The organism is Candidatus Rhodoblastus alkanivorans (assembly GCF_022760755.1).
GTDB classification, from domain to species: Bacteria; Pseudomonadota; Alphaproteobacteria; order Rhizobiales; family Beijerinckiaceae; genus Rhodoblastus; species Rhodoblastus alkanivorans.
Genome location: NZ_JAIVFP010000001.1, coordinates 673,234 through 699,108, shown reverse-complemented (window position 1 = coordinate 699,108; position 25,875 = coordinate 673,234). Strand labels below are relative to the sequence as shown.

At 61.9% G+C, this 25,875-nt stretch carries 26 protein-coding genes; 9 read left to right on the top strand and 17 right to left on the bottom strand.

Annotation, left to right across the window (positions count from 1 at the left end; translation table 11 throughout):
- Positions 1-13 precede the first annotated feature (13 nt).
- The 4 genes from K2U94_RS03280 to K2U94_RS03260 all read left to right on the top strand — a co-directional run bounded on the left by K2U94_RS03280 (position 14) and on the right by K2U94_RS03260 (position 5,471).
- On the top strand, positions 14-2,350 hold the full coding sequence (locus K2U94_RS03280) for a hydantoinase B/oxoprolinase family protein (protein ID WP_243065839.1): 2,337 nt from the start codon (positions 14-16) through the stop codon (positions 2,348-2,350).
- 36 nt (positions 2,351-2,386) lie between these two features.
- Positions 2,387-2,887 (top strand): acetone carboxylase subunit gamma, encoded by a 501-nt coding sequence (locus tag K2U94_RS03275; RefSeq protein WP_243065838.1) that lies wholly within the window; start codon positions 2,387-2,389, stop codon positions 2,885-2,887.
- 149 nt (positions 2,888-3,036) lie between these two features.
- Positions 3,037-3,882: a transporter gene (locus K2U94_RS03270; RefSeq protein ID WP_243065837.1), complete on the top strand. Its 846-nt coding sequence runs from the start codon at positions 3,037-3,039 to the stop codon at positions 3,880-3,882.
- A gap of 462 nt (positions 3,883-4,344) precedes the next feature.
- Positions 4,345-5,471 (top strand): IS3 family transposase gene (locus K2U94_RS03260; protein ID WP_243065836.1). Its coding sequence is split into 2 segments (ribosomal slippage): positions 4,345-4,594 and positions 4,594-5,471, totalling 1,128 coding nucleotides; the frame shifts between segments, so codons are not numbered across the junction.
- Positions 5,472-5,634: 163 nt separating this feature from the next.
- Here the strand turns inward: K2U94_RS03260 and ric are convergent.
- Positions 5,635-6,303 (bottom strand): iron-sulfur cluster repair di-iron protein, encoded by a 669-nt coding sequence (gene ric, locus K2U94_RS03255; protein WP_243065835.1) that lies wholly within the window; start codon positions 6,301-6,303, stop codon positions 5,635-5,637.
- A 140-nt stretch (positions 6,304-6,443) separates the two neighbouring features.
- On the opposite strand from ric, the gene metB reads away from it, so the two are divergent.
- Positions 6,444-7,643, top strand: coding sequence for a cystathionine gamma-synthase (gene metB, locus K2U94_RS03250; protein ID WP_243065834.1), 1,200 nt, complete (start codon positions 6,444-6,446; stop codon positions 7,641-7,643).
- 79 nt (positions 7,644-7,722) lie between these two features.
- On the opposite strand, the gene K2U94_RS03245 is transcribed toward metB, so the two are convergent.
- From K2U94_RS03245 to fdxA, 4 genes are all read right to left on the bottom strand, one after another.
- Positions 7,723-8,013, bottom strand: a complete 291-nt coding sequence (locus K2U94_RS03245) for a hypothetical protein (RefSeq protein WP_243065833.1) — start codon at positions 8,011-8,013, stop codon at positions 7,723-7,725.
- Between the two features lie 388 nt (positions 8,014-8,401).
- Entirely contained in the window at positions 8,402-8,830 is a 429-nt protein-coding gene (locus K2U94_RS03240) for an RrF2 family transcriptional regulator (protein WP_243065832.1), read from the bottom strand.
- Positions 8,831-8,968: 138 nt separating this feature from the next.
- A complete protein-coding gene (locus tag K2U94_RS03235; protein WP_243065831.1) occupies positions 8,969-9,316 on the bottom strand; it encodes a carboxymuconolactone decarboxylase family protein in 348 nt (115 codons plus the stop codon).
- A gap of 322 nt (positions 9,317-9,638) precedes the next feature.
- Positions 9,639-9,977 carry a ferredoxin FdxA gene (gene fdxA, locus K2U94_RS03230; protein WP_243065830.1) on the bottom strand — a complete coding sequence of 113 codons (339 nt, stop codon included), beginning with the start codon at positions 9,975-9,977 and terminating at the stop codon, positions 9,639-9,641.
- A 386-nt stretch (positions 9,978-10,363) separates the two neighbouring features.
- Here fdxA and K2U94_RS03225 point away from each other — a divergent pair, with 386 nt between their 5' ends.
- The 4 genes from K2U94_RS03225 (at position 10,364) to K2U94_RS03210 (ending at position 13,252) form a co-directional block, all read left to right on the top strand.
- Positions 10,364-10,954 (top strand): FtsB/FtsL family cell division protein, encoded by a 591-nt coding sequence (locus K2U94_RS03225; protein ID WP_243065829.1) that lies wholly within the window; start codon positions 10,364-10,366, stop codon positions 10,952-10,954.
- Positions 10,955-11,011: 57 nt separating this feature from the next.
- On the top strand, positions 11,012-11,350 hold the full coding sequence (locus K2U94_RS03220) for a DUF488 domain-containing protein (protein ID WP_336606148.1): 339 nt from the start codon (positions 11,012-11,014) through the stop codon (positions 11,348-11,350).
- Positions 11,351-11,626: 276 nt separating this feature from the next.
- Complete coding sequence (locus K2U94_RS03215; RefSeq protein ID WP_243065827.1) at positions 11,627-11,980, top strand: hypothetical protein; 354 nt, start codon at positions 11,627-11,629, stop codon at positions 11,978-11,980.
- Between the two features lie 318 nt (positions 11,981-12,298).
- Positions 12,299-13,252 (top strand): LysR family transcriptional regulator, encoded by a 954-nt coding sequence (locus K2U94_RS03210; RefSeq protein WP_243065826.1) that lies wholly within the window; start codon positions 12,299-12,301, stop codon positions 13,250-13,252.
- A gap of 26 nt (positions 13,253-13,278) precedes the next feature.
- On the opposite strand, the gene K2U94_RS03205 is transcribed toward K2U94_RS03210, so the two are convergent.
- The 12 genes from K2U94_RS03205 to K2U94_RS20485 form a co-directional block, all read right to left on the bottom strand.
- On the bottom strand, positions 13,279-14,160 hold the full coding sequence (locus tag K2U94_RS03205) for a ferritin-like domain-containing protein (RefSeq protein ID WP_243065825.1): 882 nt from the start codon (positions 14,158-14,160) through the stop codon (positions 13,279-13,281).
- Between the two features lie 142 nt (positions 14,161-14,302).
- Entirely contained in the window at positions 14,303-15,304 is a 1,002-nt protein-coding gene (locus tag K2U94_RS03200; protein ID WP_243065824.1) for an FAD:protein FMN transferase, read from the bottom strand.
- Entirely contained in the window at positions 15,301-15,816 is a 516-nt protein-coding gene (locus tag K2U94_RS03195; protein WP_243065823.1) for a nitrous oxide reductase accessory protein NosL, read from the bottom strand. Before K2U94_RS03195 ends, K2U94_RS03200 begins: the two co-directional genes overlap by 4 nt.
- The gene (locus K2U94_RS03190) at positions 15,813-16,640 is read right to left on the bottom strand and encodes an ABC transporter permease (protein ID WP_243065822.1); all 828 of its coding nucleotides are present in this window, start codon (positions 16,638-16,640) and stop codon (positions 15,813-15,815) included. Before K2U94_RS03190 ends, K2U94_RS03195 begins: the two co-directional genes overlap by 4 nt.
- Positions 16,637-17,536 (bottom strand): ABC transporter ATP-binding protein, encoded by a 900-nt coding sequence (locus K2U94_RS03185; RefSeq protein WP_243065821.1) that lies wholly within the window; start codon positions 17,534-17,536, stop codon positions 16,637-16,639. The genes K2U94_RS03190 and K2U94_RS03185 overlap by 4 nt, the downstream gene beginning before the upstream one ends.
- Positions 17,533-18,798: a nitrous oxide reductase family maturation protein NosD gene (locus K2U94_RS03180; protein ID WP_243065820.1), complete on the bottom strand. Its 1,266-nt coding sequence runs from the start codon at positions 18,796-18,798 to the stop codon at positions 17,533-17,535. Before K2U94_RS03180 ends, K2U94_RS03185 begins: the two co-directional genes overlap by 4 nt.
- A 2-nt stretch (positions 18,799-18,800) precedes the next feature.
- Complete coding sequence (nosZ, locus tag K2U94_RS03175) at positions 18,801-20,723, bottom strand: TAT-dependent nitrous-oxide reductase (RefSeq protein WP_243065819.1); 1,923 nt, start codon at positions 20,721-20,723, stop codon at positions 18,801-18,803.
- A 65-nt stretch (positions 20,724-20,788) separates the two neighbouring features.
- Positions 20,789-22,873, bottom strand: a complete 2,085-nt coding sequence (locus K2U94_RS03170; protein ID WP_243065818.1) for a NosR/NirI family protein — start codon at positions 22,871-22,873, stop codon at positions 20,789-20,791.
- 258 nt (positions 22,874-23,131) lie between these two features.
- Complete coding sequence (locus tag K2U94_RS03165) at positions 23,132-23,500, bottom strand: c-type cytochrome (RefSeq protein WP_243065817.1); 369 nt, start codon at positions 23,498-23,500, stop codon at positions 23,132-23,134.
- A 3-nt stretch (positions 23,501-23,503) separates the two neighbouring features.
- A complete protein-coding gene (locus K2U94_RS20490) occupies positions 23,504-23,635 on the bottom strand; it encodes a hypothetical protein (RefSeq protein WP_272884837.1) in 132 nt (43 codons plus the stop codon).
- Between the two features lie 402 nt (positions 23,636-24,037).
- Positions 24,038-25,407, bottom strand: a protein-coding gene (locus tag K2U94_RS03160) for an IS3 family transposase (RefSeq protein WP_243065816.1) whose coding sequence is annotated in 2 segments (ribosomal slippage) — positions 24,038-25,071 and positions 25,071-25,407 — 1,371 coding nt in all. Because the reading frame shifts where the segments join, the coding sequence is not laid out codon by codon here.
- Positions 25,408-25,449: 42 nt separating this feature from the next.
- Positions 25,450-25,575: a hypothetical protein gene (locus K2U94_RS20485; protein ID WP_272884836.1), complete on the bottom strand. Its 126-nt coding sequence runs from the start codon at positions 25,573-25,575 to the stop codon at positions 25,450-25,452.
- Between the last annotated feature and the right edge of the window lie 300 nt (positions 25,576-25,875).

Sequence of the window (25,875 nt, the reverse complement as noted above, 5' to 3'; positions counted from 1 at the left end):
GGAGGATTCCACCATGAACATGCAGGACAAAAATTTCGCTGGCCTCGCGACCAATTACGGCAATCTGCTCGGCAATGGACTGACGCTGAAGCAATATCGCGACGCCATCATCGAGCGCACCAAAGCGACCGGCTATTACAACGGCCTCGAAAAGCTCGCCTTTCGCGACAGCGATCCGATCCGTTATGAGAAGCTGTTCTCGAAGCTGCGCGGCGGCGTGGTCCACGCCCGCGAAACGGCGAAGAAGATCGCGGCGAGCCCGATCGTGGAGCAGGAGGGCGAGCTTTGCTTCACCCTCTATAACGCGGCCGGCGACTGCGTGGTGACCTCGACCGGCATCATCATCCATGTCGGCACGATGGGCGCGGCGATCAAATATATGATCGAGAACAATTGGGAGGGGAATCCGGGCATCAATCCCGGCGACATGTTCACGACCAACGACTGCGCCATCGGCAATGTGCATCCTTGCGACATCGCGACCATCGTTCCGATCTTCTGGGAGAACAAGCTGATCGGCTGGGTTGGCGGCGTCACCCACGTCATCGACACCGGCGCGGTGACGCCCGGCTCGATGTCCACCGGCCAGGTGCAGCGCTTCGGCGACGGCTACATGATCACCTGCCGGAAGACCGGCGTGAACGACACGCCCCTGCGCGACTGGCTGCATGAATCGCAGCGCTCGGTGCGCACGCCGAAATACTGGATCCTGGACGAACGCACCCGCATCGCCGGCTGCCACATGATCCGCGATCTGGTCGAGGAGGTGATCCGCGCCGACGGTCTCGAGGCTTACGAGAAATTCGCTAGCGAGGTGATCGAGGAAGGCCGTCGCGGCCTGTTGGGCCGCATCAAGGCGATGACCCTGCCGGGCAAATATCGCAAGGTGGCCTTCGTCGACGTACCCTTCAAGCATCCCGACGTGCAGGTTTCATCTGCCTTCGCCAAGCTCGACTCCATCATGCATTCGCCCTGCGAAATGACCATTCGCGGCGACGGTTCGTGGAAGCTCGATTTCGAGGGCGCGAGCCGCTGGGGCTGGCATACCTTCAACGCCCATCAGGTCGCCTTCACCTCGGGGATCTGGGTGATGATGTGCCAAACTTTGGTGCCGACGCAGCGCATCAATGACGGCGCCTATTTCGCCACCGATTTCCACCTGCCCAAAGGCTCCTGGTGCAATCCCGACGACCGCCGCACCGGCCACGCCTATGCCTGGCACTTCCTGGTGTCCGGCTGGGCGGCTTTGTGGCGCGGTCTAGGTCAATCCTATTTCAGCCGCGGCTATCTGGAGGAAGTCAACGCCGGCAACGCCAATACGTCGAACTGGCTGCAGGGCGGCGGCATCAACCAGGACGGTGAAATCCACGCGGTCAACTCGTTCGAGGCTTCGTCCTGCGGAACCGGTGCCTGCGCGGTCAAGGACGGGTTGAACCACGCCGCCGCGATCTGGAACCCGGAAGGCGACATGGGCGACATCGAGATCTGGGAAATGGCCGAGCCGCTTCTCTATCTCGGCCGCAATGTGAAGGCCAATTCCGGCGGCTACGGCAAATATCGCGGCGGCTGCGGCTTCGAGACCTTGCGCATGGTGTGGAACGCCCAGGACTGGACCATGTTCTTCATGGGCAATGGCTTCATGAACAGCGACTGGGGCATGATGGGCGGCTATCCCTCGGCCACCGGCTATCGCTTCGAAGCCCACAACACCGGCCTGAAGGAGCGCATCGCAGTCGGCGACTCGCTGCCGCTCGGCGGCGATCTCGATCCGACCCATCCGGATTACGAGCGCCACATCGACGCGACCGCGGCGGTCAAGCGTGACAAGCAATGCGTCACGACGGAGGATTGCTACGAAAACCACGACCTCTATCTGAACTACCTGCGCGGCGGACCGGGCTTCGGCGATCCCATCGACCGCGACCCCAAGGCCATCGAGGACGATCTGAATCAAAAATTCCTGCTGCCGGAATATGCCGCCAAGGTCTATGGCGCGGTCTTCGCCGTGGACGCCAAGGGCGTATTCACGGTCGACGCGGCGAAGACGCAGGCGCGGCGCGCGGAAATCCGCAAGGAGCGCCTGGCGCGCGCCGTGCCGACCCGCGAATGGATGAAGGAAGAGCGCCAGCGCATCCTCGACAAACACGCCTCCGTCCAGGTGCGGCACATGTTCGCGACGAGCTTCGGCCTGTCCGAAAAGTTCAAGTCGGAATTCAAGTCCTTCTGGGACCTGCCCGCCGGCTGGGACCTGCGCGAAGAGGAACTCGGCGTGCCGTCCTACGGCTCCAAGCACCGCATGGATCTCTCGCTCCTGCCCGACGTCCACACCGTCGTCCAGGTCGAGGAATGATCCGCCAGCCACGCTTCAAACATTGAGGAAACGAACATGTCCTACACCGAGGAACAGGTCGCCAATCTGGTCGACGGCAAGCTCGACTGGGAAACCACCTTCCGCATGCTCTCCATGCCCAAGGACCTGGGCCGCTTCGAGAAATATCTCGCGGCGCTCCAGGCCAGGGTTGCCTACGCTGACAAGATCGTGCTGCCGCTCGCTCCGCACATGAACATCGTGCAGCGCGCGAGCGACAAGAAATGGATGATCAAATGCGATTGCGGCCACGAGTTCTGCGATCACACGCAGAACTGGAAGCTCCATGCCTCGATCTATGTCCGCGACACCGAGGAAGCGATGACGGATGTCTATCCCAAGCTGATGGCGCCCGACACGCAATGGCAGGTCTATCGCGAATATTACTGCCCGAAATGCGGGACCATGCATGACGTCGAAGCCCCGACGCCCTGGTATCCGGTGATTCACGATTTCGAGCCGGATATCGAGACCTTCTACCGGGATTGGGTCAATCTCCCGGTGCCCGAGCGCGCCTGACCCCCCCGGGTCGCTCGAAAGGCAAAGCCGCCGGCGGACCTCCCACCCGCCGGCGGTCTTTGGCTCAATCAGAACAGCATTCGACGACCGGCCCGTGAAACGACGTTTCGCGAGATCGATGTCGTGCGCCTTGCCGGGCGGAGGAAACATTGCGCATCAACTATCTCTCAGTCGCCGCGCTTGCCGCGGTCTTCGCTCATGCGCCGCAAGAGGCTCACGCGGGCTCGCAATTTCAGCCGGGCACGACGACCGGTCTCGCCATCGCGGCGCCTTTGCCCGAGGGCCTTTATGACATCATCCTGCCCAACTGGGGCGCGCGCGACACGCATCCCGCGACAGACGTCGGCGTATTGACGCCAGCCTGGATCGTTTGGTCGACGCCCTGGACCTTGCTAGGCGGCCGACTTGGCTTTGACGCGGCGACCCCGGTGGCTCAGGTCAGCATCGACAATCCGGTCGGACTGAACAAGGCCGGCTGGACAAATCCGCTGGTCGAGATGAGCCTGAAATGGGATCTCGGCAATCATTTCTTCTTCGGCGTCCACGAAGGCGTTCATCTTCCGGTCGAGGGACCCTTGGAGCAGATTGGCGTCGCTTATGATTTCGCGACTTTCATGCAGGTTGCTGCGCTGTCCTACCTCAACGACGGCTGGAATCTCTCCGCGACCTTCCTCTACGGCACAGGCCGGAACGGGACGACGGTCGGCTCCTTCGCGCCGTCCTGGTTCAACTACGACCTGACCGCGACCAAGACGTTCGGCAAATGGGAGATCGGCGCCGTCGGTTTCGGCTCGACAGATCTTTCAAGTCCCTATGCCGGCTACGCCCGCCAGAGCCAGTTCGCGCTCGGCGGCCTCGTCGGATACAATTTCGGCCCGGTCGATCTTCAGCTGAAACTGACAACCGATGTCGCCGAGCAGAACTATGGCGGCAGGGACACGCGCCTGTGGGCGAATATTGTCCTGCCGATCTGGACGGCGGCGAGCCGAAAATAGTCGATCGCGGCGAATTTCTGATTTCGCCGCGCCGCGAATCCGACATCCAACGGAATATCCGGCGATTGAAGCGCTTTCCGTGAAGAAAGCTCATCCAGACGCCAGCTCCGCCATGGTTCGATCGCCGCTGTTCAATGACGTGAAGCGCCGCCTTGCCGCGCTTTACGGCCGCAGTCTGTGAGATCGCGTGGAATGTTGTCCCCTTGAGGGGCTGATTTCGCGTTGAAGATTGTCCCCCCGGTTACGGCTTTCAGCGATCCTTCCGGCTTTGCGGAGGGGTCTGGGGATGATGGGCGTGGAGACGATCACGCGGATCCGGTTCGAGCATTTCCAGAACGGCAAAGGGATCAAGCGGATCGCGCGGGAGCTGGGGATCGCGCGCGACACGGTCCGCAAAGTTCTGAGCTGCTGCCGGTTTTTCGGACACCGAGATAAGGTGTTTGACGAAGCCGGAGGTTGGCGATGGAAAGGCGTAAATTCAGTCGGGAATTCAAGATCGAGGCGGTGCGACTTATTCGTGAGCGCGGCGTGAGCGTCGCACAGGCGGCGCGGGACCACGACCTCCATGAAAATATGTTGCGCCGTTGGGTGAAGGAAATGGCTGGCGACCCCGCTCAAGCGTTTCCAGGCAATGGCCAGATGAAGCCCGAACAGATGGAAATTGATCGTCTGCGGCGCGAAGTCGCCAAACTGCGGGCGGAGCGCGACATTCTAAAAAAGGCCGCAGCCTTCTTTGCGAGGGAAGCGAAATGAGATTCGCTTTTATCGCGAAGCATCGTTCGATCTGGCCGGTGGCATGGCTCTGCGAAGCGCTGGACGTCTCCCGCTCGGGCTTTCACGCCTGGCTCAAACGTGGGCCAAGCGTCCGTGAGCAGATCGACGAGGAGATGACGGCCTCAATCCGGGCGAGTTTTGTCGCCAGCGGCAGAACCTATGGCGCTCGGCGCGTCTGGCGGGATGTCTTGTCCGACGGCTTCTCCTGCGGGCTGCACAAGATCGAGCGGCTGATGCGGGCAAACGCCTTGCGGGCGCGGCCTCGGCGGCGTGGCTTGCCGAAAGACGGAGGCCAAAGGCTCGCCAATGCCGTGGCGCCGAATGTTCTGGATCGCCAATTTGTCGCCGAGCGACCGAACCGGAAGTGGATTGCCGACTTCACCTACATCTGGACAGCCGAGGGCTGGCTTTATGTCGCTGCCGTGATCGACCTGTTCTCGCGACGGGTCGTCGGCTGGTCGATGAAGGCGGAAATGACCGCACAACTGGTCGCCGACGCGCTCATCATGGCGATCTGGCGACGACGGCTTGAACCTAGCCAATACACCAGCGACCAGTTCCAACGCCTGATGACAGACAATGGCGTGACCTGTTCGATGAGCCGCTCTGGCAATGTCTGGGACAATGCGGCGATGGAGTCGTTCTTCTCATCCTTGAAAACCGAGCGCATAGGCAGAAAAGTCTACCGGACGCGCGACGCCGCCGGGGCGGTTGTGTTCGATTATATCGATCGCTTCTACAATACCGCGCGCCGGCACTCGACCATCGGCTATCTCAGCCCGGTTGAGTTCGAAAGGAAGGTGGGATTAGCTTAACAGACCGTCCACGAAGCCGGCAGCAGCTCAGCCGTCCATGTCACGGCGATGGACCAGCGTTGCGTGGGGAGAGAACGACCTACCCGGACGTCATCCAAAATTCCCGACGCGCCACCGAAAAAAAAGCACGTCGGCGGCGGCCGTTTTGATCGCGCCCGGCCAGTCAACCGATGAAGCGTGGGAAGAGCATGTTGTTCTCGACATGGATATGTTCCACGAGATCGTCGGACAATTTCTTCAGGCCGGCGTAAAGCGCGAGCCACGAGCCGCAGGCGCCCTGAGGCGCCTGCATATCATGGGTCGCCGTCGCCAGAGCCGCCAAGGCGTCGCCGTGATCGACGTGCTCCGCCCGCATGGCGGCGATGGGCGCGGATACCCCGGGGTGATGGGCGCGCATCAAAGGAAAGAGCACAAGTTCTTCCTTTTCCATATGCGTTTCGAGATCCGCGCTTATCCGCTCCAAAAATTGCGCCAAACCTTTCGGCGCTTGCGGATGGTGGGCATGGACGCGTTCGACTCGCCGCGCCAGCTGGATGAGTTCCGGAAACTCGCGCCTGTGGGTGTCGTGAAAGCGCGTGATGATGAATTCGATCAACTCTTCGGTCTCGCGCGGCGGTTCGCCCGGCTGCTCGAGCAGCGCCGCGATCTGGTGTTCGATGTCGCCAAGTTCAAGACCGCGCTTGCGAACCGCTTCGGCGAGCGAGGCGCCGCCGTTGCAGCAATAGTCGAGCTTGTATTTGCGGAAGATTGCGGTCGCACCCGGGGCGCGCACGGCGATTTCCCCGATCGGAATCGCGCCAAAATTCCGCTCAGCGCCTTTCGTTTCTGTCATCGTCAACCTCGGTCCAGTAAATTTCGTCCTTCGACGCGACGCTAGCCTAGGCCTCGGGAAATCGACGATCGTTGCGCCGGCGCAACCAATACCGGAGTGGGGGCCTGTATCGAGGGAGGCCGACAAAAGGATTGATCGCAATGTCCCAGACGAGACGCCCGGAAACGATTGCGGCGGCCCATGGCGTCGCCGCCGACGCCGCCTTTGGCGCGGTGACGCCGCCGATCGTCCTATCAAGCACTTTCGCCTTCGCCGGCTATGATCGACCGCGCGCCCACGACTACAGCCGGGGCGCCAATCCGACCCGCGAACTGCTCGCCGACGCCATCGCGCAACTGGAGCGCGGCGCGGCGGCGATCGTGCTCGCCTCCGGCATGGCGGCGGTCGACCTCGTGCTTTCCCGCCTTCGTCGCGACGACCTCGTCATCGCCCCACACGATTGCTATGGCGGAACCTATCGCCTGCTGGCCGCGCGCCGCGAGCGCGGTCATTTCGACGTCGCCTTCGTCGATCAGAACGACGACGACGCCTTGCGCGCGGCATTGGCGCGCCGACCGGCCCTGGTGCTGATCGAAACGCCGAGCAATCCATTGATGCGCGTGGTCGACATTCGCGCGCTTGCGGCGGGGGCCCATGCGGCCGGCGCGAAGGTCGCGGTCGACAACACTTTTCTTTCGCCCGCCCTGCAACGTCCGATCACGCTCGGCGCCGATTTCGTCATCCATTCGACGACCAAATATCTCAACGGCCATTCGGATGTCGTCGGCGGAGCCGTCGTCGCCGCCGACCGCGCCGAAGCCGAAACCTTGGCCGCCTGGGCCAATACCATCGGCGTGACGGGCTCGCCGTTCGATTCCTATTTGACCCTGCGCGGATTGCGCACCTTGTTCCCGCGACTCCTGCAGCAGCAGGCCAATGCCGCCGCGATCGCCCGTTTTCTCGTCGGCCGGGCCGAAGTCAGCGCGGTCCATTATCCAGGACTTGCCTCACATCCTGGCCATGCGATCGCCAAGGCGCAACAATCCGGCTTCGGCGCGATGCTGAGCTTCGAATTGGCCGGCGGCGCCGAAGCGGCTCGGCGCTTCGTCGAATCCGTGGAGGTGTTCGCATTCGCCGAATCCCTGGGCGGCGTCGAGAGCCTTGTCGCTCATCCAGCCACCATGATCCATGCCGGAATGGGCGAGGAAGCACGCCGCGCCGCCGGAATAGACGATGGATTGCTGCGATTGTCGGTCGGCCTCGAAGCCGAGGCCGATCTCATCGCCGGCCTTGAAACCGGCCTCGCCGCACTGGGCGATCCGACGCCGCTGACTGGTGCGTTTGACGCCCGTTCGAAATGATTGGCCGCCGTAATGTTGCAAACAGGTTGGCGGGTCGCCGACGATGTTTTATCGACATCTATTCGTCGGCCGCCCGATCTTAGTCCGCAAAGAGGCCCGGCCCAAAAATTTTTCTCAAGCGCCAACGGCCGGCCGCTGTGACGGCCAGGCCGCGCGAGTCGTCGATCGGCTGAGGCAACTTCTGCTCCAGAAGACGTTGCGCCAGGGCCGCGCCAACGGCGCCGCCAATATGCGGGCGACGCTCGGTCACATCGAGACAGGAACGGCACAGAGCGCGCCGTTGACGGGCCTGGGCGCGCACATCGATCCCGAGTTCAGCGAAGAAGGATTCGCCCTCTGCTGTCACCTCGCAAACGCCCTCGCCGATCACGATCCGCCCGCTCGCGCAAGGCAGATCGGCGATTCCGACGCCGAGCCGCCCGGCGAGGTGACCATAACACAGCCTCGCGGCGCGCAATTGATGATTGCCCCGCCGCTTTCGCACCAAATTCGATGCGACGAGAGACGCGGCGCCGGCAGCTTTCACAACGGTCGTCATGGGCGCAGCTTAGCATATTCGGCTGTCCGGCGTCTGGGATTTGTCAACCCGAGCGGGTCGCCGTCTGATCCTCAACCCTGTCGCATCAGGCGGATGCCTCGACAAAAGCCGAATAACCGCGCCGTTGGCGTCGATTGCTTTCCGTCGTCCCACCGGCCTCAACCGCCAGCCGCTGTCATCGTTGCGCTTCGGCAGTGGCGGCGACCGCCGAGGTGCGTTGTCACGTGGCGGGTCGGACGCCGAAATCCTTGGGCCGGAGCACGAGATCCGCCAGCGTATATTTGTCGAGAACGGCGTGAAACGCGTCGAGGCCCTCGTGAAGGATGCCCCGCATCCGGCAACAGCGCGTGATGACACATTCATTGCCGGGGGCGAAACATTCGACCATGGCGAAATCCGGTTCGGTCAGGTGGATGACCTCGCCCAGCCGGATCATATTCGGCGCCTGCGCCAGGGTCAGGCCTCCCGAACGCCCACGCACCGCTTTCAGATAACCCGCGCGCGTCAGGGCGTAAGCGACCTTCTTGAGATGGCCCCGCGATATTTTGAAAATATCGGCCGTTTCTTCGATCGTGATCAAACGGCCCTCTTGCGCCGCCGCATACATCAGCAACCGTAGAGCGAAGTCGGTAAATCCCATCAGCCGCATAAATGCTCCGCCCAAAAGGCGCGACTGAGACCGGCAGGCCGTTCGTCGGCGCGACGCGCAGCGAAAAGATATCCGAGCAATATCCCTTTTGCAAGCCTGTCGGGATCCTGGACGGCCGTTGCGCAACGACGCCCTTGTTCAAGGCGATCGCGGTCGATCCGCCGCGTCCATCGCCGCCAAGGAAAGGGCGCTATGCGCATAGGCGCCGCCGGCGCGCATCTCCGCCGCGACCCAGATCGCCTCCATCAATTCCTCGCGCGTGGCGCCGTGGCGAAGCGCCGCCTTGGTGTGGCCCTTGATGCAATAGGGGCATTGCGTGACATGCGCGACCGCGACGGCGATCAGCTGTTTGGTCTTTGCGGGCAGCGCGCCGTCGGCGAAGACCTGACGACTGAACGCCTGGAACGCTTTTTCGGTCTCGGGCGCGAGCGCCCTTCTCTTCTCGGACAGTTCGCGCGTCGATTCAGGATAAAGGGTCTCGGCCATTTCGAACCTCCTTGTTTTTTTTGCGCCGACGGCAAATTTATGGCGCGGACGCAGTCAGCCTCCATCGGGGCGCCGCGGCGCAAGGCGAAGCGGCAGGCCTAGGACCTCTCCCGCGGTCGGCGAGCTTCCGCAGGGCGTCCAGCGGTAGGTCGGCGGCCGCAAGGGTGGCGGAGTCCCGACCTTGACGATACGATGATCGAACCAATTTCATTCTGACACGCCAAATATTTCGAAAACCCCAAACGGATGTTCCGACGCAGGGCGCGCACCTCTGGCGGCGCTTTGAAGCCTGATCGACAAGCGACGCGGCGCTATGACCGCGTCAGCCGTCCCCCGGCTTCGGGCTGAAATGCTCGGCCAATTTGCTGGGCGCGCCGTTCCATTCGTCCGCGTCCGGGGGCGTCAGGCCCTTTCGGAGGATATTTGGCCATGATTCCGCATATTTCCGGTTATGATCCAACCAATGCGACTCGACCTGGTCGTCCGTGTCCTGAAAGATCGCCTCCGCCGGACATTCGGGCACGCAGACGCCGCAGTCGATGCATTCGTCCGGATGGATGACGAGCATGTTTTCGCCGACATAGAAGCAGTCGACCGGGCAGACCTCGACGCAATCCATATATTTGCATTTGATGCAATTGTCGGTGACGACATGGGCCATCGCCTTTCCTTTTCGAGATTCCGGCGTTTCCGTTCGCGCTCCTATAAAGAGCGATTTGTAATATCTCTTTATGCAGGGGATGCGCAAAAAGCAATATGGAAAATATCTCTTTTTGCGGCGGCGATGGCGCGCGCGCCGTTGACAGGCGCGCCAGTGATGATAGTCCGATCGGCTGTTGTTCCCGCCAAACCCCGAAAACAGCAAAAGGCGTCGCAGGCATTGGGGCGATCCGTGCGAAAACGCTTCGACGAAAAACGAAATTGACGTCGATATGATAATTCTGTTTCTAACATCGACGCTGGGAGAAGAGCCCGATATGTCGCCGCGTTTCGGGGCGTCGCTGCGCGGCGCGAAAAGCCCTCTTTCATGAAACAGAAGGTAGCGCCATGGAGACTGCGCTCGTCATGTGGCGATGCATCGGCTGCGGCGCCATGGGCAATGGGGAGGCCTGCGTCGGCGCGTGCGATTTCAAGAGGCTGGAAGTCGTCGACGCGCAGGATTACGCCGATCTTCTCGAAGGGCGCGACGAGATCGACGAACAGACGGCGCGCCTGAGCGAATTGGCTCGCGCCGTCGCCACGCTCACGGCGAGCGCGAACGATCTTGCCAGCGAATATCGCGCGCTGCGGGAGCGCGCGCGAAAATTGCTCGGCGCGCTGGATCGCGACGTCATGGACCTGCCCGCACCCACGACGTCGGAGGACGAGCGCATGACGATCTGGCTCTGCTCCGCCTGCGGACAGGTGGAAGCGCCTCAAGACTGCCTCGGAATCTGCATCCGACGCATGGGAGAATTCGTTCGCGCCGAGGCTTGCGACAAACCGGCGGCGGCCATCGCGGCGCGATATAATTGCGTGCGTGGATTGAAATCGCTGTTGCGTCAATTCGCCTGGGTCGCGCCACGCGCCGGCCAGGAGGAAAAGACGCGCGTCGTCTTCCGGAAAAAGGCGGCCGAGCTTCTCCAATCCGTCGAATAATTGGCGCCCGCGCTTCAGCGGCGGATGGCGATCATGACGGCAAGGGAAATTTCCGATTTGCGCCTCAAGCGCGCCTATGACCCCCCCTCCTCCGAGGATGGTGTACGAATCCTGGTCGATCGTCTTTGGCCGCGCGGTCTGCGCAAGGACGAGGCCGCGATCGATCTATGGCTGAAGGAACTCGCCCCCAGCGATGAATTGCGGCGATGGTTCGGGCATGATCCAAATCGCTGGGATGAATTCCGCCGATGCTATTTGGACGAGCTATCGCAGCGATCCGATCTCGTGAAAGACCTCCGGGAAAGGGTGCGGGAGCGCCGCCACACGCTTATCTTCGCGGCGCGCGACGAGCTTCATAACCAAGCTGTCGTCCTGCGCGACCTTCTCGCTGAATGACGCGCGCGGTCGCCGTATCCCGACTGCGGCGCTGCTGGCGCTTCGCGCCAAGAACTTCCGCGCGCAGCACGCTGCGGACTTTCGCCATTTCCGCAGACGGGCTGGACCGAACCGACGCACAAACCCGAAGACGTCGTGCGCCAATCCGCCGGGCTTAACCCTCATCAAGGACGCCGCATGGGAGGCGGATAATGATGCGCGCCCCCCAGAGGAGCGGGGACAAAGCAGAGGCCAAGCTCTATAGTCGCGCTGCTCTTGTTGGCGACGGCGCCAGCGATGGCCGAAAGCAAATGGCTGGAAAGCGAACGCCTTGGTGGATCGGAGATCAAGGCGCTCTGTGAAAGGGCAAGCGACGTACGAACATTGGCTCACATGCAAATGATGGCGTCCGGCGACCGGCGTTGGCTGCGGTTGGCGCGCCAGGAACTCATTGTGGAGTCGTTTGTCATGGGCGCGCCTCTTCGGGATCCGGGACGGTGTTACCTGGTGGCGCGAGCCGGACGCGCCGACGATACCGAGCGCCAGGCGTTTGAGGTTCGTGCTTTCGCCGTCAATGGCGAAAGCACAACCGTCTTCGTGATTGGCCGCGCCTTTAAGTTACCGAAAAAAAGCGGCGAGTCAGGCCGCTGATCAGCATCGGGGCGGCGTCCCAACCTTGGTGGAACGGAGCGCAAAGCGCGCCAGTCGTCGAAATAGTCAGCAAGCTGGTTCATAGCGGGGCGCCAAAGCGTGTCATTCTGGATTTAGCCTATTCGTTGGCGTCCTGCGGACCAATTTCGCGTTCATTGCTCCGCAACAACGATTTGGAGCGCCAAGTGGTGAATTCTGGCGACGTTGGACGGTCGAAACACGAGTGCGCGATCCACGGACTCCGGCTGTCCGAGACTGAAGGTGAATTCCGTGCGATTCACGCGGAATTCAGGTTAGCAATAAGCCCGCGCGGATTTCGTGATTTTGCCTGAGCAACGCCGTCCCATGACGGCGGGAACAGCATTGCCGCCACGGACGTTCGGAGAGCGACACAATCGAAGCCGGCGAGGAGGCCGTCAAAGGCGAAGTTCCATGGACGTCTGTCTCGCGCGCACTTACCTCGCGGTTGTTTCGACCGGCAGCTTCGTCGCCGCCGCCGAAAGGCTGAACATCACCCAAACCGCGGTCAGCGCACGCATTCGTACGCTTGAGGAGCAGCTCGGACGGTCGCTGTTCGTTCGCACCAAGGCTGGAGCCAAGCTGACGGCCGCGGGCGAACGTTTTTTCCGCCATGCGAACAATCTTGTCCAGACATGGGAGATCGCCCGTCAACAGATCGCCGTGCCGGCCGGCCGCAGCGAAGGCGTCAGCGTCGGTGTGGAGTTCAGCCTGTCCGACCCGCACTTCGCCGACTGGCTGGTCTGGATGCATCATCACCAGCCTGATATCGCCATTCGCGCCGAAGTGGATTCGTCCTCGGACCTGATGGAAAAAATTCGCAAAGGGTCGCTCGATATGGGCGTGCTGCACAATCCGCCGCAAAATTCTGAACTGGTCGCCGAATTGCTTTGCGAAGAGAAACTGATTCTGGTGACGACGGCGGAAGACGGCGGATTTAAGCCCGACGACTATATTCTGGTCGACTGGGGCCCGACCTTCCTGGCCAACCACCCGGCCGCCGCTGCAACGCCCCCCAGTCCGCCCGTTTCGATCAACCTGGGTCCCTTGGCGCGTAACTACCTGCTCGCCGTTGGCGGAGCCGGCTATTTCCGTCAAGGATCGGTTCAGCCGTACCTTGCGCAGGGGCGATTGCGGCGCGTCGAGGACGCGCCAGAGTTTTCGCACTCCATCTATATCGTTCACTCCGCTCAGCGAGACAAAGAGCTGATCGATCTGCTTCGCCGGTCATTGCGGGATTGTTTTGTCAGGTGATGAGGCGACGGCCCCGTCGCAGGTTGTCATGGGCCTTTTTCGCCGATCAACAGTGTGTTCCTGCGCGCGCCTCCGGCCAAGGCCAGACGGGCGACAATCCGGCCGGCGAGCTTTTGCGCCTCGGCCACGACTTTCTCATCCTTGGCGCGTTCGGCGATCGAAGCGTAACGATCGAAGCTTTCTTCCAGCGCCCGCAAGCCATCCGCGGCGCCGCGCAAGGTGCGCGTCCTCGCCGCCGCGGCGCCTTCGGCGGATAGTTTCTCGTCTTCGGCTAGGCGACGAAAGATTCGGGCGTCGGATGTTTCTCCGATGGCGTCGAGCGCATCGGCCAGAGCGGCGTGGGCGGCGGCGGCTTCCGCGTCCCAGCGTCGCGCCAGCGCGCGCAATTCGCCGATATCTTGCGGCGTTTCGATCGTCGCCGGCCGCTGCTGGCGGAAGGCGCGGCGGCGAAATTGCCGGAGCAGCGCGGCGTGCTGCAATTCCTCGGACGCCATTTCTTCCGCGAGGGCGCGAATCTCCGCGTTTTCCGCTTCGGCGGCGACATAGCTGTAAAAGGCGAAGGCGCGCTCCTCATTGCGGACGGCGAAGGCCAGCGCATGATAGGCGCTCAACTCGGCCCCGCGCGCTTCATCCTCGTCATATCCCGGCGGCGTCTCCCATTTCGCGCGGGCGAACTTGGGCGCGCGACCCGACATACGCAAACCGCGTTCGCCGATCTGCTCCGCGTGGCGATCCTCCATTTTGGCCAGGCTCTCGAATTGCGCCGCCAGCTCGGCGTCGCCCTGCCGCGCCATGCGCGCCGCCAGACTGCGGTAGCGCGCGGCGGCCTCCTGTTCCAAAGCCTCGGCGAGCGAAAGCAGATCGTCGGTGGAACCCACCCGAACATTGACTTGGCCGGTATCGCCCATCCGCCATCTCCCCCATCCTTTGCACGTTCGATCGCGTTCGCCGAACGCGATCGAGCTTCTCGTTTTTGCGCATATTCTCGTCCGAAAGCCGGACCCACTTTTCGGGAATATGCGCAAACGGAGCGCCTATCCGGCGCCGCCCTTACGCCCGCTGCGTCAGCCGCGAGCCGTCGGGGCGGATGAAATGCGCGGTCAGCCCAAGCTTGCGGACGATCGGCGCCGTCGCTTCCTCCGGCATCAGACTGAAGGCGGTTGAAAGCGCGTCGGCTTCGGTCGCCGTCGCGGCCTCCACCGAAACCGAAAGCCAGCGCCAGCTCGTGTGGCCGCTGCGCGGATCGAACAAATGATTGAAACGTCCGGCCGGATCGAAAGTCGTGCCGTAGCCGGCAGAGGTCGCGAGCGCGCGATCCTGCAAGGCGACCTCTTCGGTGATTTTCGTCGGCGCGCGCGGGTCCTCGAGACCGACTGACCAGGAGCCGCCGGCGGGCCGCGCGCCGAGCGCATAGATTTCGCCCATATTGACCATGGCGTGCTCCACGCCGCCGGCGCGCAACAGCTCCACGACGCGATCGGTGACATAGCCTTCGCCTATGCCGTTGAGCGTGACGCTCATCGCCGGACGGGTCAGGCTGATGCGGCTTTCCGTTACGTCCAGGGCGTCCTGGCCGATTCGCGCCACCGCCGCCGCCAGTTCGCGCTGTGAGGGACCATTCGGCGAAGGGTTCGGTTGCGAAAAATGCGCCGCGTAAAGATTCCACAAAGGCTGGACCGTCACGTCAAAGGCGCCGCCGGTGATCTCGCCGTAACGAAGACTTTCCGCCAAAGCCCGCAACAGGTCGAACGGCGGGTCGTCCAGAACGCCGTCGCGATTGAGGCGTGAAATGGCGCTGTCCGGCCGGTAAAGGCTCAGCTGCTTCTCCAGACGCCCGACCTCGGCGAGGCTCGCGGCGATCAACCGGTCGGCGACCGCCGGATCGGGATGATGGATCTGCATGCTGGCGTCGGCGCCGAGCGCCGCGCCGGACCAGAACCGCAAAAGCGGATTTTTCGACGGCGCGCCCCAACCGGCGGCAAAGGGCAGCAGCGGCAGACCGCCGGCGGCGGCGGCGATGGCGATAAAACGGCGGCGCGTGGAGCGCATCATTTTCCTCCCGTCTTCGAGCCGAGGACATAATCACTTGGCACGTCGTCGAAACCAACGATCTTCCCGCCCTCGGCCTTTACGAATTGTTGCGCGGCGGCGGCGGTACCGAAGGGGATCGTCTCGGCCGCGTTCATTCCGCCGCTGCGGCGGCTGTCGATCACGTAAACGGCCTTGTGCGCGTCAATCCAGGTTCCAGGACCCGGATGGTCCCAGTTCCTGGCTTTCGCCATGTCGTTGACATAGACCGCCACCACCGCCTTGGGCGTTTCCGGCAGTTTGAGAAAGGCGAAGGCGTCGCGCACGCTGGAGAACCAGAAGGGATCTTTCTGATCCCGAATGAAGATCTGCGCTTTCGGACCATTATGTTCGTTGAGCGACATGCCACAGAAATAGGCGACCGACGAATCCGTGATCTCGCGCGGCGGCGGCATGGCTTCGGCATCGCCGTTCCTCTTGCAGGACGCCAGTAAGGGCGCCGCCAGCAGGACAAGAAGGAAGCGCCTGCGCTTCATACCTGCCTCCGCGCGAAAAGGGCCATGGCGCCGACCAGCGGCGCCAAAATCCACGCGACCAGCGCGCCGATCAGCGCTTGCGGCCCAATGCCGGAATGCGCGCCGAGCACGGCGACGCCCGAGATGGCGCTCACGTCTTTCGTCGCGGTCAGATTGAGCAGCCGATAAGCGTCGGTCGGATTGACCAGCAGCAAAAAGTTGAGCATGGACGCGGTCATCGTGCGGCCTTGGTCGACCGCCAGTCCTCCGAGCAGGGCCATGTCATATATCACCACGAAGAACAGCCAGACTCCCACCGCGATTCCGCCGGCGGCGCCGCGGTCGCCGACCATGGCGCTGATCAGATAGCCGATGGCGATGAAGACGCCGCCAAGGAGGGCCGAAGTCGCGATCAGCAGGGCGAACGCGGCCCAGGCGTCGGGATCGCCGCTTCCGGACCATTGCGCGGCCATGCCCGCAGTTCCATAGCCGACCACGGTGGCGAAAACCAGAATGGCGAGATGTCCGATGAATTTGCCGAGCAGCACCTGCCAACGCGCGACCGGATAAGTCAGCAGCAGCGACATCGTCCCGCGGTCGATTTCGCCGACGATCGCGTCATAGGACAGCAGCAAGGCGATCAGCGGTACTAGGAAGATGGTAAGGCTGGAGAGGCTCACGACGGTCACCGCGAGCCCGCCGACCTTGACCGTCCCTGTCGGCGCCGAGCCGAGAAAGGCAAGCGTCAGCGCCAGAGCGGCGAGAAGCGCGGTCGTCGCGATCACCCAGCGATTGCGCAATCCGTCGCGCCATTCCTTGACGGCGATGAGCAGCGTCTGGCTCACAAGACCCCTTTCTGAAATTCGGCGTAAAGATCGTCCAGGGACGGCCTGAGGATTTCTATCTCGCGCGCGGAAGCCGGCAAGGCGCGCAGAATTCCGGCGACTTCCTCTTCCGTGCAGCAACGTTCCAATTGGCCGCCGGGGATGGGAGTCCAGCCCTCAAAGCTTTCATGCGCCGCGGCGGGCTGGAAGCGGATGCGCGGCGGGATGGCGGCGACGCGGCGCAATTCGGTAATGGCGCCGTCGGCGACCTTGCGGCCACGGTTCATGACGACTACGCGGTCGACCTGTCCTTCCAGTTCCGCCAGCACGTGCGACGACAGCAGAACCATCGCGCCGTCGCGGCGCAATTCACGCAGGATCGCATAAAAATCCTGGCGCGAGGCGGGATCGAGCCCCGTCGTCGGCTCGTCGAGGAACAAGGCGCGCGGAGCGCCGAGCAAAGCCTGAGCAAGCCCTAGTCTTTGCCGCATTCCCTTGGAATAGGTTCCAACGCGTCGCCCCGCCGCCGCCTCCAGTCCAACGCGCTTCAGCAAGGCCGCGTTCCCCTCCGTCGTCCCCCGCTTGAGACGCGCGTAAAATTTAAGCGTCTCGGCGCCCGTCAGGGACGGATAAAGCGCAAGATTTTCCGGCAGATAGCCCAATTCGCGCCGGACCGCCGCGGCGGCGGCCGCGCCGGGCTCCTGGCCGAGCGTTTTCACCGAACCGGAGGTCGGCGGCAGCAGTCCCAGCATCATTTTAATCAGGGTGCTTTTGCCGGCGCCATTATGGCCGACGAGTCCGACGCATTCCCCGGCGCGTAACGTCAGGTCGACGGCGTCGACCGCGACGAGCCGGCCATAGCGCTTGGTGATGTCGCGCATCTCGACCGCGTTCATGCCGAGGGACTCGTGTTTCATCCGTTCAACCGTTTCAGCGCGGGCGGAGGCAGCGGCTTCATCAGCGGCGCCGAGTCGAACACGCCGCCCGGATGAATCGCCGGAAAGCGCGCCTGAGCCCAGCGGACAATCTGGACCGCCGGACTGTTCAGCAACAGCTTGGCCTCCGGCGCGCGCCAGATGACCTGATCCATCAAATCGTTGGGCCGGTAGGGTGCATCGGCGATCCCGTCGCCGTTGAGGTCGAAGGCGGGATTGTCGCTGTAATAATTGCCGCGTCCCTTGACCGACCAGTCCAGGCTCGTCGTCCCCACATACATGACCTGGGTGCGGCTATTGACGAAGGAATTGCCGGTCATCTGATTCTGTTCGGACCCGGCGGTGAAATGAATGCCGATATTGCAGCCTTGAAACCAATTACCCGAGAAACGGTTCTTGTTTGAGTTGTAAATGAAGACGCATTTATCGCTTGTGCGCACGGCATTGTTTTCTACCAGCGAGTTATTGGCGTAATTGAACAGCAGTCCGTGCTCACGATCACGTGCGGAGGCGTTGCCCATCACGATGAGCCGATCGGAATACATCATGGCGTAGCCGATGTCGTTTCCGACGGAAACGTTGTCGATGACGGAGCTATTGTTGGTATACATGAAATGAACGGCGAAACGCAGGTCGCGGAAGCGGTTGCCGCGCACCTCGTTGTCGCGGCTGTTGACGGAAAACACGCCGTCGCGCCCGTAGCTGAAATCATTGTCGATGATGCGCGAGCCTGGCGTGTCGAACACTTCGACCCCCGGTCCGCGCTCATTCAGCCGCATGGTCCGCAGGCCATCGATGCGGTTGTGCTCGACCAGTGCGAACTTCGGACCGTCGAGGTAGACGCCGATCAGATCATTTTCGAAATGATTGTCGATGACGGTCGCGTGGTCAGCTCCACGATCAATGAAAACGCCGGAATCCTTGTCGAAAAGGCTGAGCCCGGATCCCGTAATCGTCAGACCCCGCAAAGTCACGCCGGGCGCCCTGATGGTGACGGCGCTGCCTTTGCCCTGCCCGTCGACGATCGCGCCGGGCTCGCCTTCAAGTGTCAGACGCGGCGTGGCGATCACCACCGCGCCGGGATGAGCGCCTGACGCCAGATGGAGCACGTCGCCGGGCGCGGCCCGGGCGACAACCTCGGCGAGGCCGCCGCCGGCCGGCACGGCGATGTCCGCGGCGCGCGCGCCGCCCGCCGCCGCGGCTACGACGGCCGCAATCAGCAAGAAGGAGCGCGCGCGCCGCATGTTCAAACCTTCCTGGGATGCACAATCATCGGATTGGACATTTCCATGTGAAGTGCGTGGCAGAACCATTGGCGATAATACCAATGAACTCCAGGGCGGTCGGCTATGAAGGTGACGGATGCCGTTTCCTGGGGCGAAATCTCCATCATGATTCCGTATCTGACGATGGTGAAGCCGTGGGTCAGATCCTCGATGTCGTCCATGTTGGTGAGGACGATGGTGACCTCGTCACCCTCGTTGACCTCGATCTTCTCGAGGCTGTATTGCGGCGCGTTGGAGTGCATATAGACGCGCACCTTGTTGCCGTCGCGAATGATATTCGCCGCCGTCTCCAGCTTGACGCCATCCTTTTCCGCCTGTTTGCGGACATCTTCCCACATGGGATCGTCGCGCTTCCAGACCTTGATGGGATTGACCTTAGAGCGGTGCACGATCAACATGTCATGCGGCTCGGCGAAGGCGGGATGGTCCGCTGCCAGCACCATCTTGTCGCCCGAAATATCGATCAGCTGATCGTTTTCGGGATGAAGCGGCCCGACGGGCAGGAAGCGGTCCTTGGAGAACTTGTTGAGGGAGACGAGCCATTTGCCGTCCGCCTCCTTGGTCTCGCCCATCGTCGAGTGATTGTGGCCGGGCTGGTAATGGACGTCGAGCTTCTGCAGCACCGGCTCGACCTTCTCGCCGGCATAGGCGCGCCGCGCCATGTCGATGTTCCATTTGACGATCTGGCTGTCGATGAAAACGGTCGTATAGGCGTTGCCTTTGCCGTCGAACGCCGTGTGTAGCGGGCCAAGGCCAAGCTGCGGCTCCGCCACGACCGCGTCGCGCTGCTTGATTTTGTCATCGAACAGATCGTCGAGCTTGCGGACGTCGATGACCGTACAAGTCGGCGACAGCTTGCCGTTGACCACGACATGGACGCCGTCGGGCGCAGTGTTGACGCCATGGGGCGAACCGGGAATCGTAATGTAGCGCGTATATTTCGATCCGTGGCGGCCATCGACCACCTTCACGCCGTTGATTTCCTTATAATCACCCGACGCGACGGCCTGTTCGATTCGCTTGAGGTTGAATACGACGCACCAGGATTGCTCGTGGTCGGTCATGCTGCTCAAATTGGTGCCCTTGTTCGGGTTATAGCAGGTCGAGAAGGCGTATTTGCCCTGGTAGTCGGCGTCGGTATTATCGAGATTGCCGTCCACCAGGACCTGCCAGGCGACCTTCATCTGGTCGCCGTCAACGGCGGTGAACACCGACCAATAATTCTTCGTCGGATCGTCGACGACCTTGCCGTCGTTCGGAATGGGGATCGGGTGCTCGCTGTTGCAGAAGACATAGCCGGTGCGCGGATATTTTTGCGGGCGCAGGCCGTGGATGTCGGAGGCGTTGGGAACCTCGATGATCTTGTCGCACTTCATCACGTCGCAGCGGATGCGCGCGACGCGACAATTGGCCTTGTCGTTGATGAAAATGTAGCGACCATCGTAAGTGCCGTCCGTAAACGACATATGCGGGTGGTGCGCGTCTCCATTGTGGTAATTGCCGCCCCGCGTTTCGAGAAACTTCTTGGTTTCCGGCAGCAGACCCTCGGTCAGTATCTTTTTGCTCTCGTTCGTCAGGCCCCAGCCGGTCCCGCTGTCGCGGTTGAACACCGGGATGCGCATGATCTCACGACCGGATGGTATTCCGAGGATACGGACCTCCCCGGTCTGGCCGCTGCTGTTGAACCCATAATATTCGTCGAGGTCACCCGGCTTGACCTCGGATTCGGCGATATTTTGCGTCGCCGCCTTCGCGGTTCGGACGAAATCCATATAGGATCCGGCGCCGGAAATCGCCGCCGCGCCGACGACCGCTGTTCCGCCCAACAGGTTGCGGCGGCTGACGCTGGTTTTGGGTTCGTGTTCGTGTTCATGATCGGTCATGTCGTCCTCCCAAGTTTCGCTTCGCCCTGCGAAGCGGTGGTCGCCAAATTCGCGCAAGTCGCCCCCTAAGGCGGCGACGTAGTGTCCACTCGCTGCGCCGAAATTTTTGTTTTGGGCGGCAGGTCGACGGATTGCGACGAAGCCGCGCGCCTTTCGCGCTTGAGTCGCCGTTGGATCATGACCGGGCATTTTTGGTCGTGGTGGTAGAGCATCTGGCAGTGCAGGCACTGGATGCATTCGTTCGGATTGATATGCCCTTCGGGATGGATAGCCTGAACGGGGCATTCGTTGCCGCATCTCTGGCAGGGATTGCCGCATTCGCGATAGCGCCGCAGCCAATCGAACATGCGTAGGCGTGACGGGATGGCGAGCGCCGCGCCCAACGGGCAGAGATAGCGGCAGAAGGCGCGTTCAACGACAATGCTGGCCGCGACCATCGCCCCCGCATAGAGGACGAATGGCCATTCCCGTGCGAAACGCAGGATGATCGCCGTCTTGAACGGCTCGACTTCCGACATGCGTTCGGCAAGCCCGAGATCGCTCAGGGAAATGCCGAACAGGACCAGGAAGACGATATATTTGAGGGCTGTCAGCCGCTGGTGCAGACCGAAAGAAATTTTCAGCTGTGGAACTTTCAGGCGGCGCGCCAGGCGATTGACCAACTCCTGCAAGGCGCCAAACGGGCACAGCCAGCCGCAATAGGCGCCGCGATTCCAGAACAGCAGCGACGCCGCGGCCGCGAACCACAAAATGAAGATCAGAGGCGCCATCAGGAAATAATCCCAGCGGAAATTGGTCCGCAGGGCGCCGAGGAAGGCGAAGACATTGACGACCGACAATTGCGCCTGAGTGAGCCAGCCGATCCAGACTAGGGTGAAGGCCAGGAAACCCAGGCGTACCCGATCGTAAAGGACAGGCCGGCGCACCAGCCAATCCTGGAAGAAGAAGATCAGGGTCAGGAGAGCGATGGCGGCGAGCATCACGCCGACTTGGGCCGTCTTCGCCTGCCACAAGGTAAACCAAACCGGCGGTTCGGCGGCCTGCCCCGCCGCGCTTCCAAACAGTGCGGTGGTGATCCTGGTGGAAAGCGAAGGCGGAGGCAGCGACTTGAGATAGGCTTCCGGAAGCTGATAGTTCAGGCGGAACGTCAGGAAGGCCTTGTCGCGCGCGCCATAGGCGCGCTGCGCCAGCAATTGCAGGCGCCACGGCTGGGTGGGATCGAGCGTGGCGGAGGTCGGGACGGTGAAAAGATCCACGTCCTGGAATACCGGCGCGCCGGCCACGTGAACGTCGCTCAGGCGGGAATGGTTGAGGTCGCGAAAACGTATGCTCGAATCGCCTTGTAGAATCTCGAAGCGGTCGAAAATGCCGCCGCGCACATAGCCCGAGCCCTTGAAGGAATAGATGCCGTTAGCCGCAATCAGAACGGCCTGCTGTTTCGGCGCCAGCGACTTTTGCAAAGCGGCGAAGCCTTGTTCGCCGAGCAGGCGTTTCCCGATCGCCGGAACCGACACAGGCGCGATATAGAGGTCGATAAAAGACGCTGCGGGATCGTCGGATTCAGGATGATCGGCGCCTTGCTGATTGCCCGCGCGTTTGAAGGCGGCGGTGACGTTCCCGACCGATAGGCTCAGCCTTTCCACTGCGCCTTCCTTGACGAGGCTGCTCCAGTCAGCAGGCGCGACATGGGCGGCATCGAGTTCACGCGTCACGACTTTCCGCGAAGTCGGGGCGCCGGGCATTTTCTCGGCTTCCGCCACCTTTTCCGCCGCACGCACCATGCTCTCGGCGATGACCGTTACGGTCACGGTCGCGCCGCTCACGATATCCACCGGCGGCCGGCTGGACGAAGCAGACTGGCTGGTGGCCAGAACCGAGCGCCCGATATAGCCGTGAATAAAATGTTCAATGCGCGCTGGCGGGATGCCGATCAGCACGATCGGCTCGTGATGCTTCATCAAACGGGCGCCAGTGATCTTGCCGTCGGCGGAAAGTCCTTCCAATATTTCGATCGGCTGACCCGAATAACCGGTGGAATTCACCCAGTCGGCATTGACGAAAGCATAACCAGCCAGCTTGTCGCCGGAGAAAATTTTAGCGACGTCCGGCTTGCCCCCGACGGGCCCGTAATGGTCGGCGCCAGGCGCCAATTCTCCGGCGGAAACTTGCTTTAAATAGGCCGCCAGATGGCTTTCCGAGGCAAATGCCGAGCCGGCGACAAGCGCCCAACATAGCAAGGCCAGCGTCCCGAACAGATGTTTTACCCCGAGCCTCACATTACGCCCCGTTTGAGCGGAACAACCGGCGCGCAAATCACCGCTTTCGCGCAGGCCATGCGCGAAGTCGCCTGTTCCAGGCCAAAGAAGAAACTGCCGCCTGCGTCCGAACGCACCCGGCCGAGAACACAATTATTTGAGCGTCGCCAGATAGGCGATCACATTGGCGCGATCTTCAGCATTGGGCAGGCCGGGAAATGTCATTTTGGTCCCCGGCACATCTTTCTGCGGATTGGTCAGCCAGGCGTCGAGCGTCTTTTCATCCCAGATCTTGTTGGAGGCCTTGAGCGCATCGGAGAAGTTGTAGCCGGGCAGCGAAGCGGCTTTTCGCCCGACTACGTCGAAGAGCGACGGGCCTATGCTGTTTCTGCCTTTAACCGCCGTATGGCAGATAGCGCACTTATAGAACACCTTCTTGCCGGCGTTCACGTCGGCGGCGGCCGCGGAAGCCGCGTAGCCGACGACGACCAATGCGGACAGGAGAAACGTTGCGGTCTTCATTGTTCAGCCTTCTGTTTGTGCATCGGCGCCCGGCATGGTCCGGGACGCGCTTTCCTCCCTGGCGAGCGAGGACGAAAACACCTTGAACTTCAGCATGATCGGCACGATCTCGTCGACGGCGATGATCGAGGTCAATTTGAATGATCCGCATTTCGGCGACAAACGAATTAAATTGTTGGTTATACGAAAAAAATTTGCTGTGACTCATCCGGATCAATGGCGACACCACGAATGCTCCGGTGAACGGCCGGTCGAGACGCCCGGCGGCGATCGGAAGGCCACGCGAATGGATCGGCCGATGTCGAAACAATCGGCGGCTTCTTTGCGCGGCAGCAAATTCAGGAATGGGCGAAGCCGCGGATGAGGCAGCGCAAATCGACGCGGCGTTGGTCGATGTCACGATCGACGCGGAACTGGGTAAATATGTGAATGGCCTCGCGGATCGCGGGCATTTCGACGCCGTGTGTCCGTCGTCAGAAGATTTGAGACAATTCGCGACGCTCGGGAACGGAGGCTCTGGCTCACTGGGGTTAGATTTTACGCGGCCTGAGCGCGATGCTGCAAGCGGCGGTTTCGCATAGTCTGGCGTTTGATGTTTTCGCGTTCGAGCAGGATGGCGTCTCCGCGCCCGAACCCGAAGTAGATGTCGGCGGGCGTTAGATTGTCGAGACTTTCATGGTAGCGGCCATGATTGTAGTGGTCGACAAAGGCGGCGATCTGCTGCTCCAGTTCGCCGGGCAGGTAATAGTTTTCCAGCAGGATGCGGTTCTTGAGCGTTTGATGCCAGCGTTCGATTTTGCCCTGTGTCTGAGGGTGATAGGGCGCGCCGCGCACGTGGCTCATGCCCTTGGCCTTGAGATAATTGGCGAGGTCCTCGGCGATATAAGACGCGCCATTGTCCGACAGCAGCCGCGGCCGATGAACGACCGCGACCTGATCGAGCTTCGCCGCCTGGAGGGCGAGATCGAGCGTCGCCGTGACGTCCTCGGCCTTCATCGTGGCGCAGAGTTTCCAGGCCACGATAAAACGCGAGTAGTCGTCGAGAATCGTCGACAGATAATACCAGCCCCAGCCGGTGATCTTGAGATACGTAAAATCGGTCTGCCATTGCTGGTTTGGCGCCGTCGTCTTGTCCTTGAACTCGTTGGCGGCCTTGATGACAATATAGGCCGGGCTGGTGATGAGGTCGTGGGCCTTGAGCAGGCGGTAGACCGAGGCCTCCGAGACAAAATACTTCGCCTCGTCGGTGAAGCGCACCGCGAGTTCGCGGGGCGAGAGCTCCGGCTGCTCCAGCGCCATGGCCACGATCGCCTGGCGCGTCTCCTCGGGAATGCGGTTCCAGTTGCGCTCAGGGCGCGACGGCCGATCGGCCAAAGCCTCGGGGCCGCCCGCTCGCAGCCGCTCGACCCAGCGGTAAAAGGTCGAACGGGGAATGCCGAGTTTTTCCAGGGTCTTCGATGCGGAAAGATGCGACTCCTCAACCAGGCGGATGATCTCGGACTTTTCGGAGGGCGAATATCTCATGCCTCGTCCTCCAGGTCCTCGACCCCATCCGCGATCACGCTTTTTTTGAGCAGGCGGTTTTCGAGGGTGAGATCGGCCACGACCTCTTTCAGCGCTTGCGCCTCCCGGCGCAGCGTCTTGACCTCGTCCGAGGTGGCGGCGCGGGCCGTGTCGCCGGCCAGACGCTTTTTGCCGGCTTCAAGGAACTCCTTCGACCAGCCGTAATACATCGAGGTGGCGATGCCTTCGCGCCGGCACAGTTCGGCGATGCTTTCCTCGCCGCGCAAGCCTTCCAGCACAATGCGGATCTTGTCCTCGGCAGAGAAATGCCGCCGCGTCGCCCGACGGATATCCTTCAAAACAGCTTCTGCCGGCGCCTTCGCCGGTCCGGATTTCTGTCTCATCTTCGCTCCTTGATCAGCTATGATGAGCCAGAAATCCTCCCCTCACAAAACGACCTGTTTTGTCCCACTCGCGCTGACGTCGGACACGTTCGACTGGCTGAGCACCAGCTTGTTGAACGGGATGTCGCGCGACGACGAAAGGGTGATCTTCTGAATGGCTGACGCCATGCTCTTTACTCCGCGACGGGCGGCCGGGAGACTCTCTCTCGACCTCTAACCCGTCACGAAGCGAAGCGCCGCCCTCTCCCTCTCACGGACAGCGCAAGGGAAATCCCCAAGCCGCAAAGGCGACCACGTCCGAAATGCGGCTACGGCTTAACGGTTAGCCAAAAGGAGAGGCACGACTCAGTTCATCCCACTGAAACTATGTTGATGTGTCTTAACTTATGCGCCCCACGACGGAGAATGCTGGTTATCACAAAACAATTGGTACCCTATCATACTGGTCGAATCGCGCCCGCCGCAGAA

Excerpts from the sequence above, each read along its gene's own strand:
- K2U94_RS03280 (WP_243065839.1), top strand. The coding sequence starts at position 14 with ATGAACATGCAGGACAAAAATTTCGCTGGCCTCGCGACCAATTACGGC.
- K2U94_RS03275 (WP_243065838.1), top strand. The coding sequence starts at position 2,387 with ATGTCCTACACCGAGGAACAGGTCGCCAATCTGGTCGACGGCAAGCTC.
- ric (WP_243065835.1), bottom strand. The coding sequence starts at position 6,303 with ATGACAGAAACGAAAGGCGCTGAGCGGAATTTTGGCGCGATTCCGATC.
- metB (WP_243065834.1), top strand. The coding sequence starts at position 6,444 with ATGTCCCAGACGAGACGCCCGGAAACGATTGCGGCGGCCCATGGCGTC.
- K2U94_RS03240 (WP_243065832.1), bottom strand. The coding sequence starts at position 8,830 with ATGCGGCTGATGGGATTTACCGACTTCGCTCTACGGTTGCTGATGTAT.
- K2U94_RS03235 (WP_243065831.1), bottom strand. The coding sequence starts at position 9,316 with ATGGCCGAGACCCTTTATCCTGAATCGACGCGCGAACTGTCCGAGAAG.
- fdxA (WP_243065830.1), bottom strand. The coding sequence starts at position 9,977 with ATGGCCCATGTCGTCACCGACAATTGCATCAAATGCAAATATATGGAT.
- K2U94_RS03225 (WP_243065829.1), top strand. The coding sequence starts at position 10,364 with ATGGAGACTGCGCTCGTCATGTGGCGATGCATCGGCTGCGGCGCCATG.
- K2U94_RS03215 (WP_243065827.1), top strand. The coding sequence starts at position 11,627 with ATGGCCGAAAGCAAATGGCTGGAAAGCGAACGCCTTGGTGGATCGGAG.
- K2U94_RS03205 (WP_243065825.1), bottom strand. The coding sequence starts at position 14,160 with ATGGGCGATACCGGCCAAGTCAATGTTCGGGTGGGTTCCACCGACGAT.
- K2U94_RS03200 (WP_243065824.1), bottom strand. The coding sequence starts at position 15,304 with ATGATGCGCTCCACGCGCCGCCGTTTTATCGCCATCGCCGCCGCCGCC.
- K2U94_RS03195 (WP_243065823.1), bottom strand. The coding sequence starts at position 15,816 with ATGAAGCGCAGGCGCTTCCTTCTTGTCCTGCTGGCGGCGCCCTTACTG.
- K2U94_RS03185 (WP_243065821.1), bottom strand. The coding sequence starts at position 17,536 with ATGAAACACGAGTCCCTCGGCATGAACGCGGTCGAGATGCGCGACATC.
- K2U94_RS03180 (WP_243065820.1), bottom strand. The coding sequence starts at position 18,798 with ATGCGGCGCGCGCGCTCCTTCTTGCTGATTGCGGCCGTCGTAGCCGCG.
- nosZ (WP_243065819.1), bottom strand. The coding sequence starts at position 20,723 with ATGACCGATCATGAACACGAACACGAACCCAAAACCAGCGTCAGCCGC.
- K2U94_RS03165 (WP_243065817.1), bottom strand. The coding sequence starts at position 23,500 with ATGAAGACCGCAACGTTTCTCCTGTCCGCATTGGTCGTCGTCGGCTAC.
- K2U94_RS20485 (WP_272884836.1), bottom strand. The coding sequence starts at position 25,575 with ATGGCGTCAGCCATTCAGAAGATCACCCTTTCGTCGTCGCGCGACATC.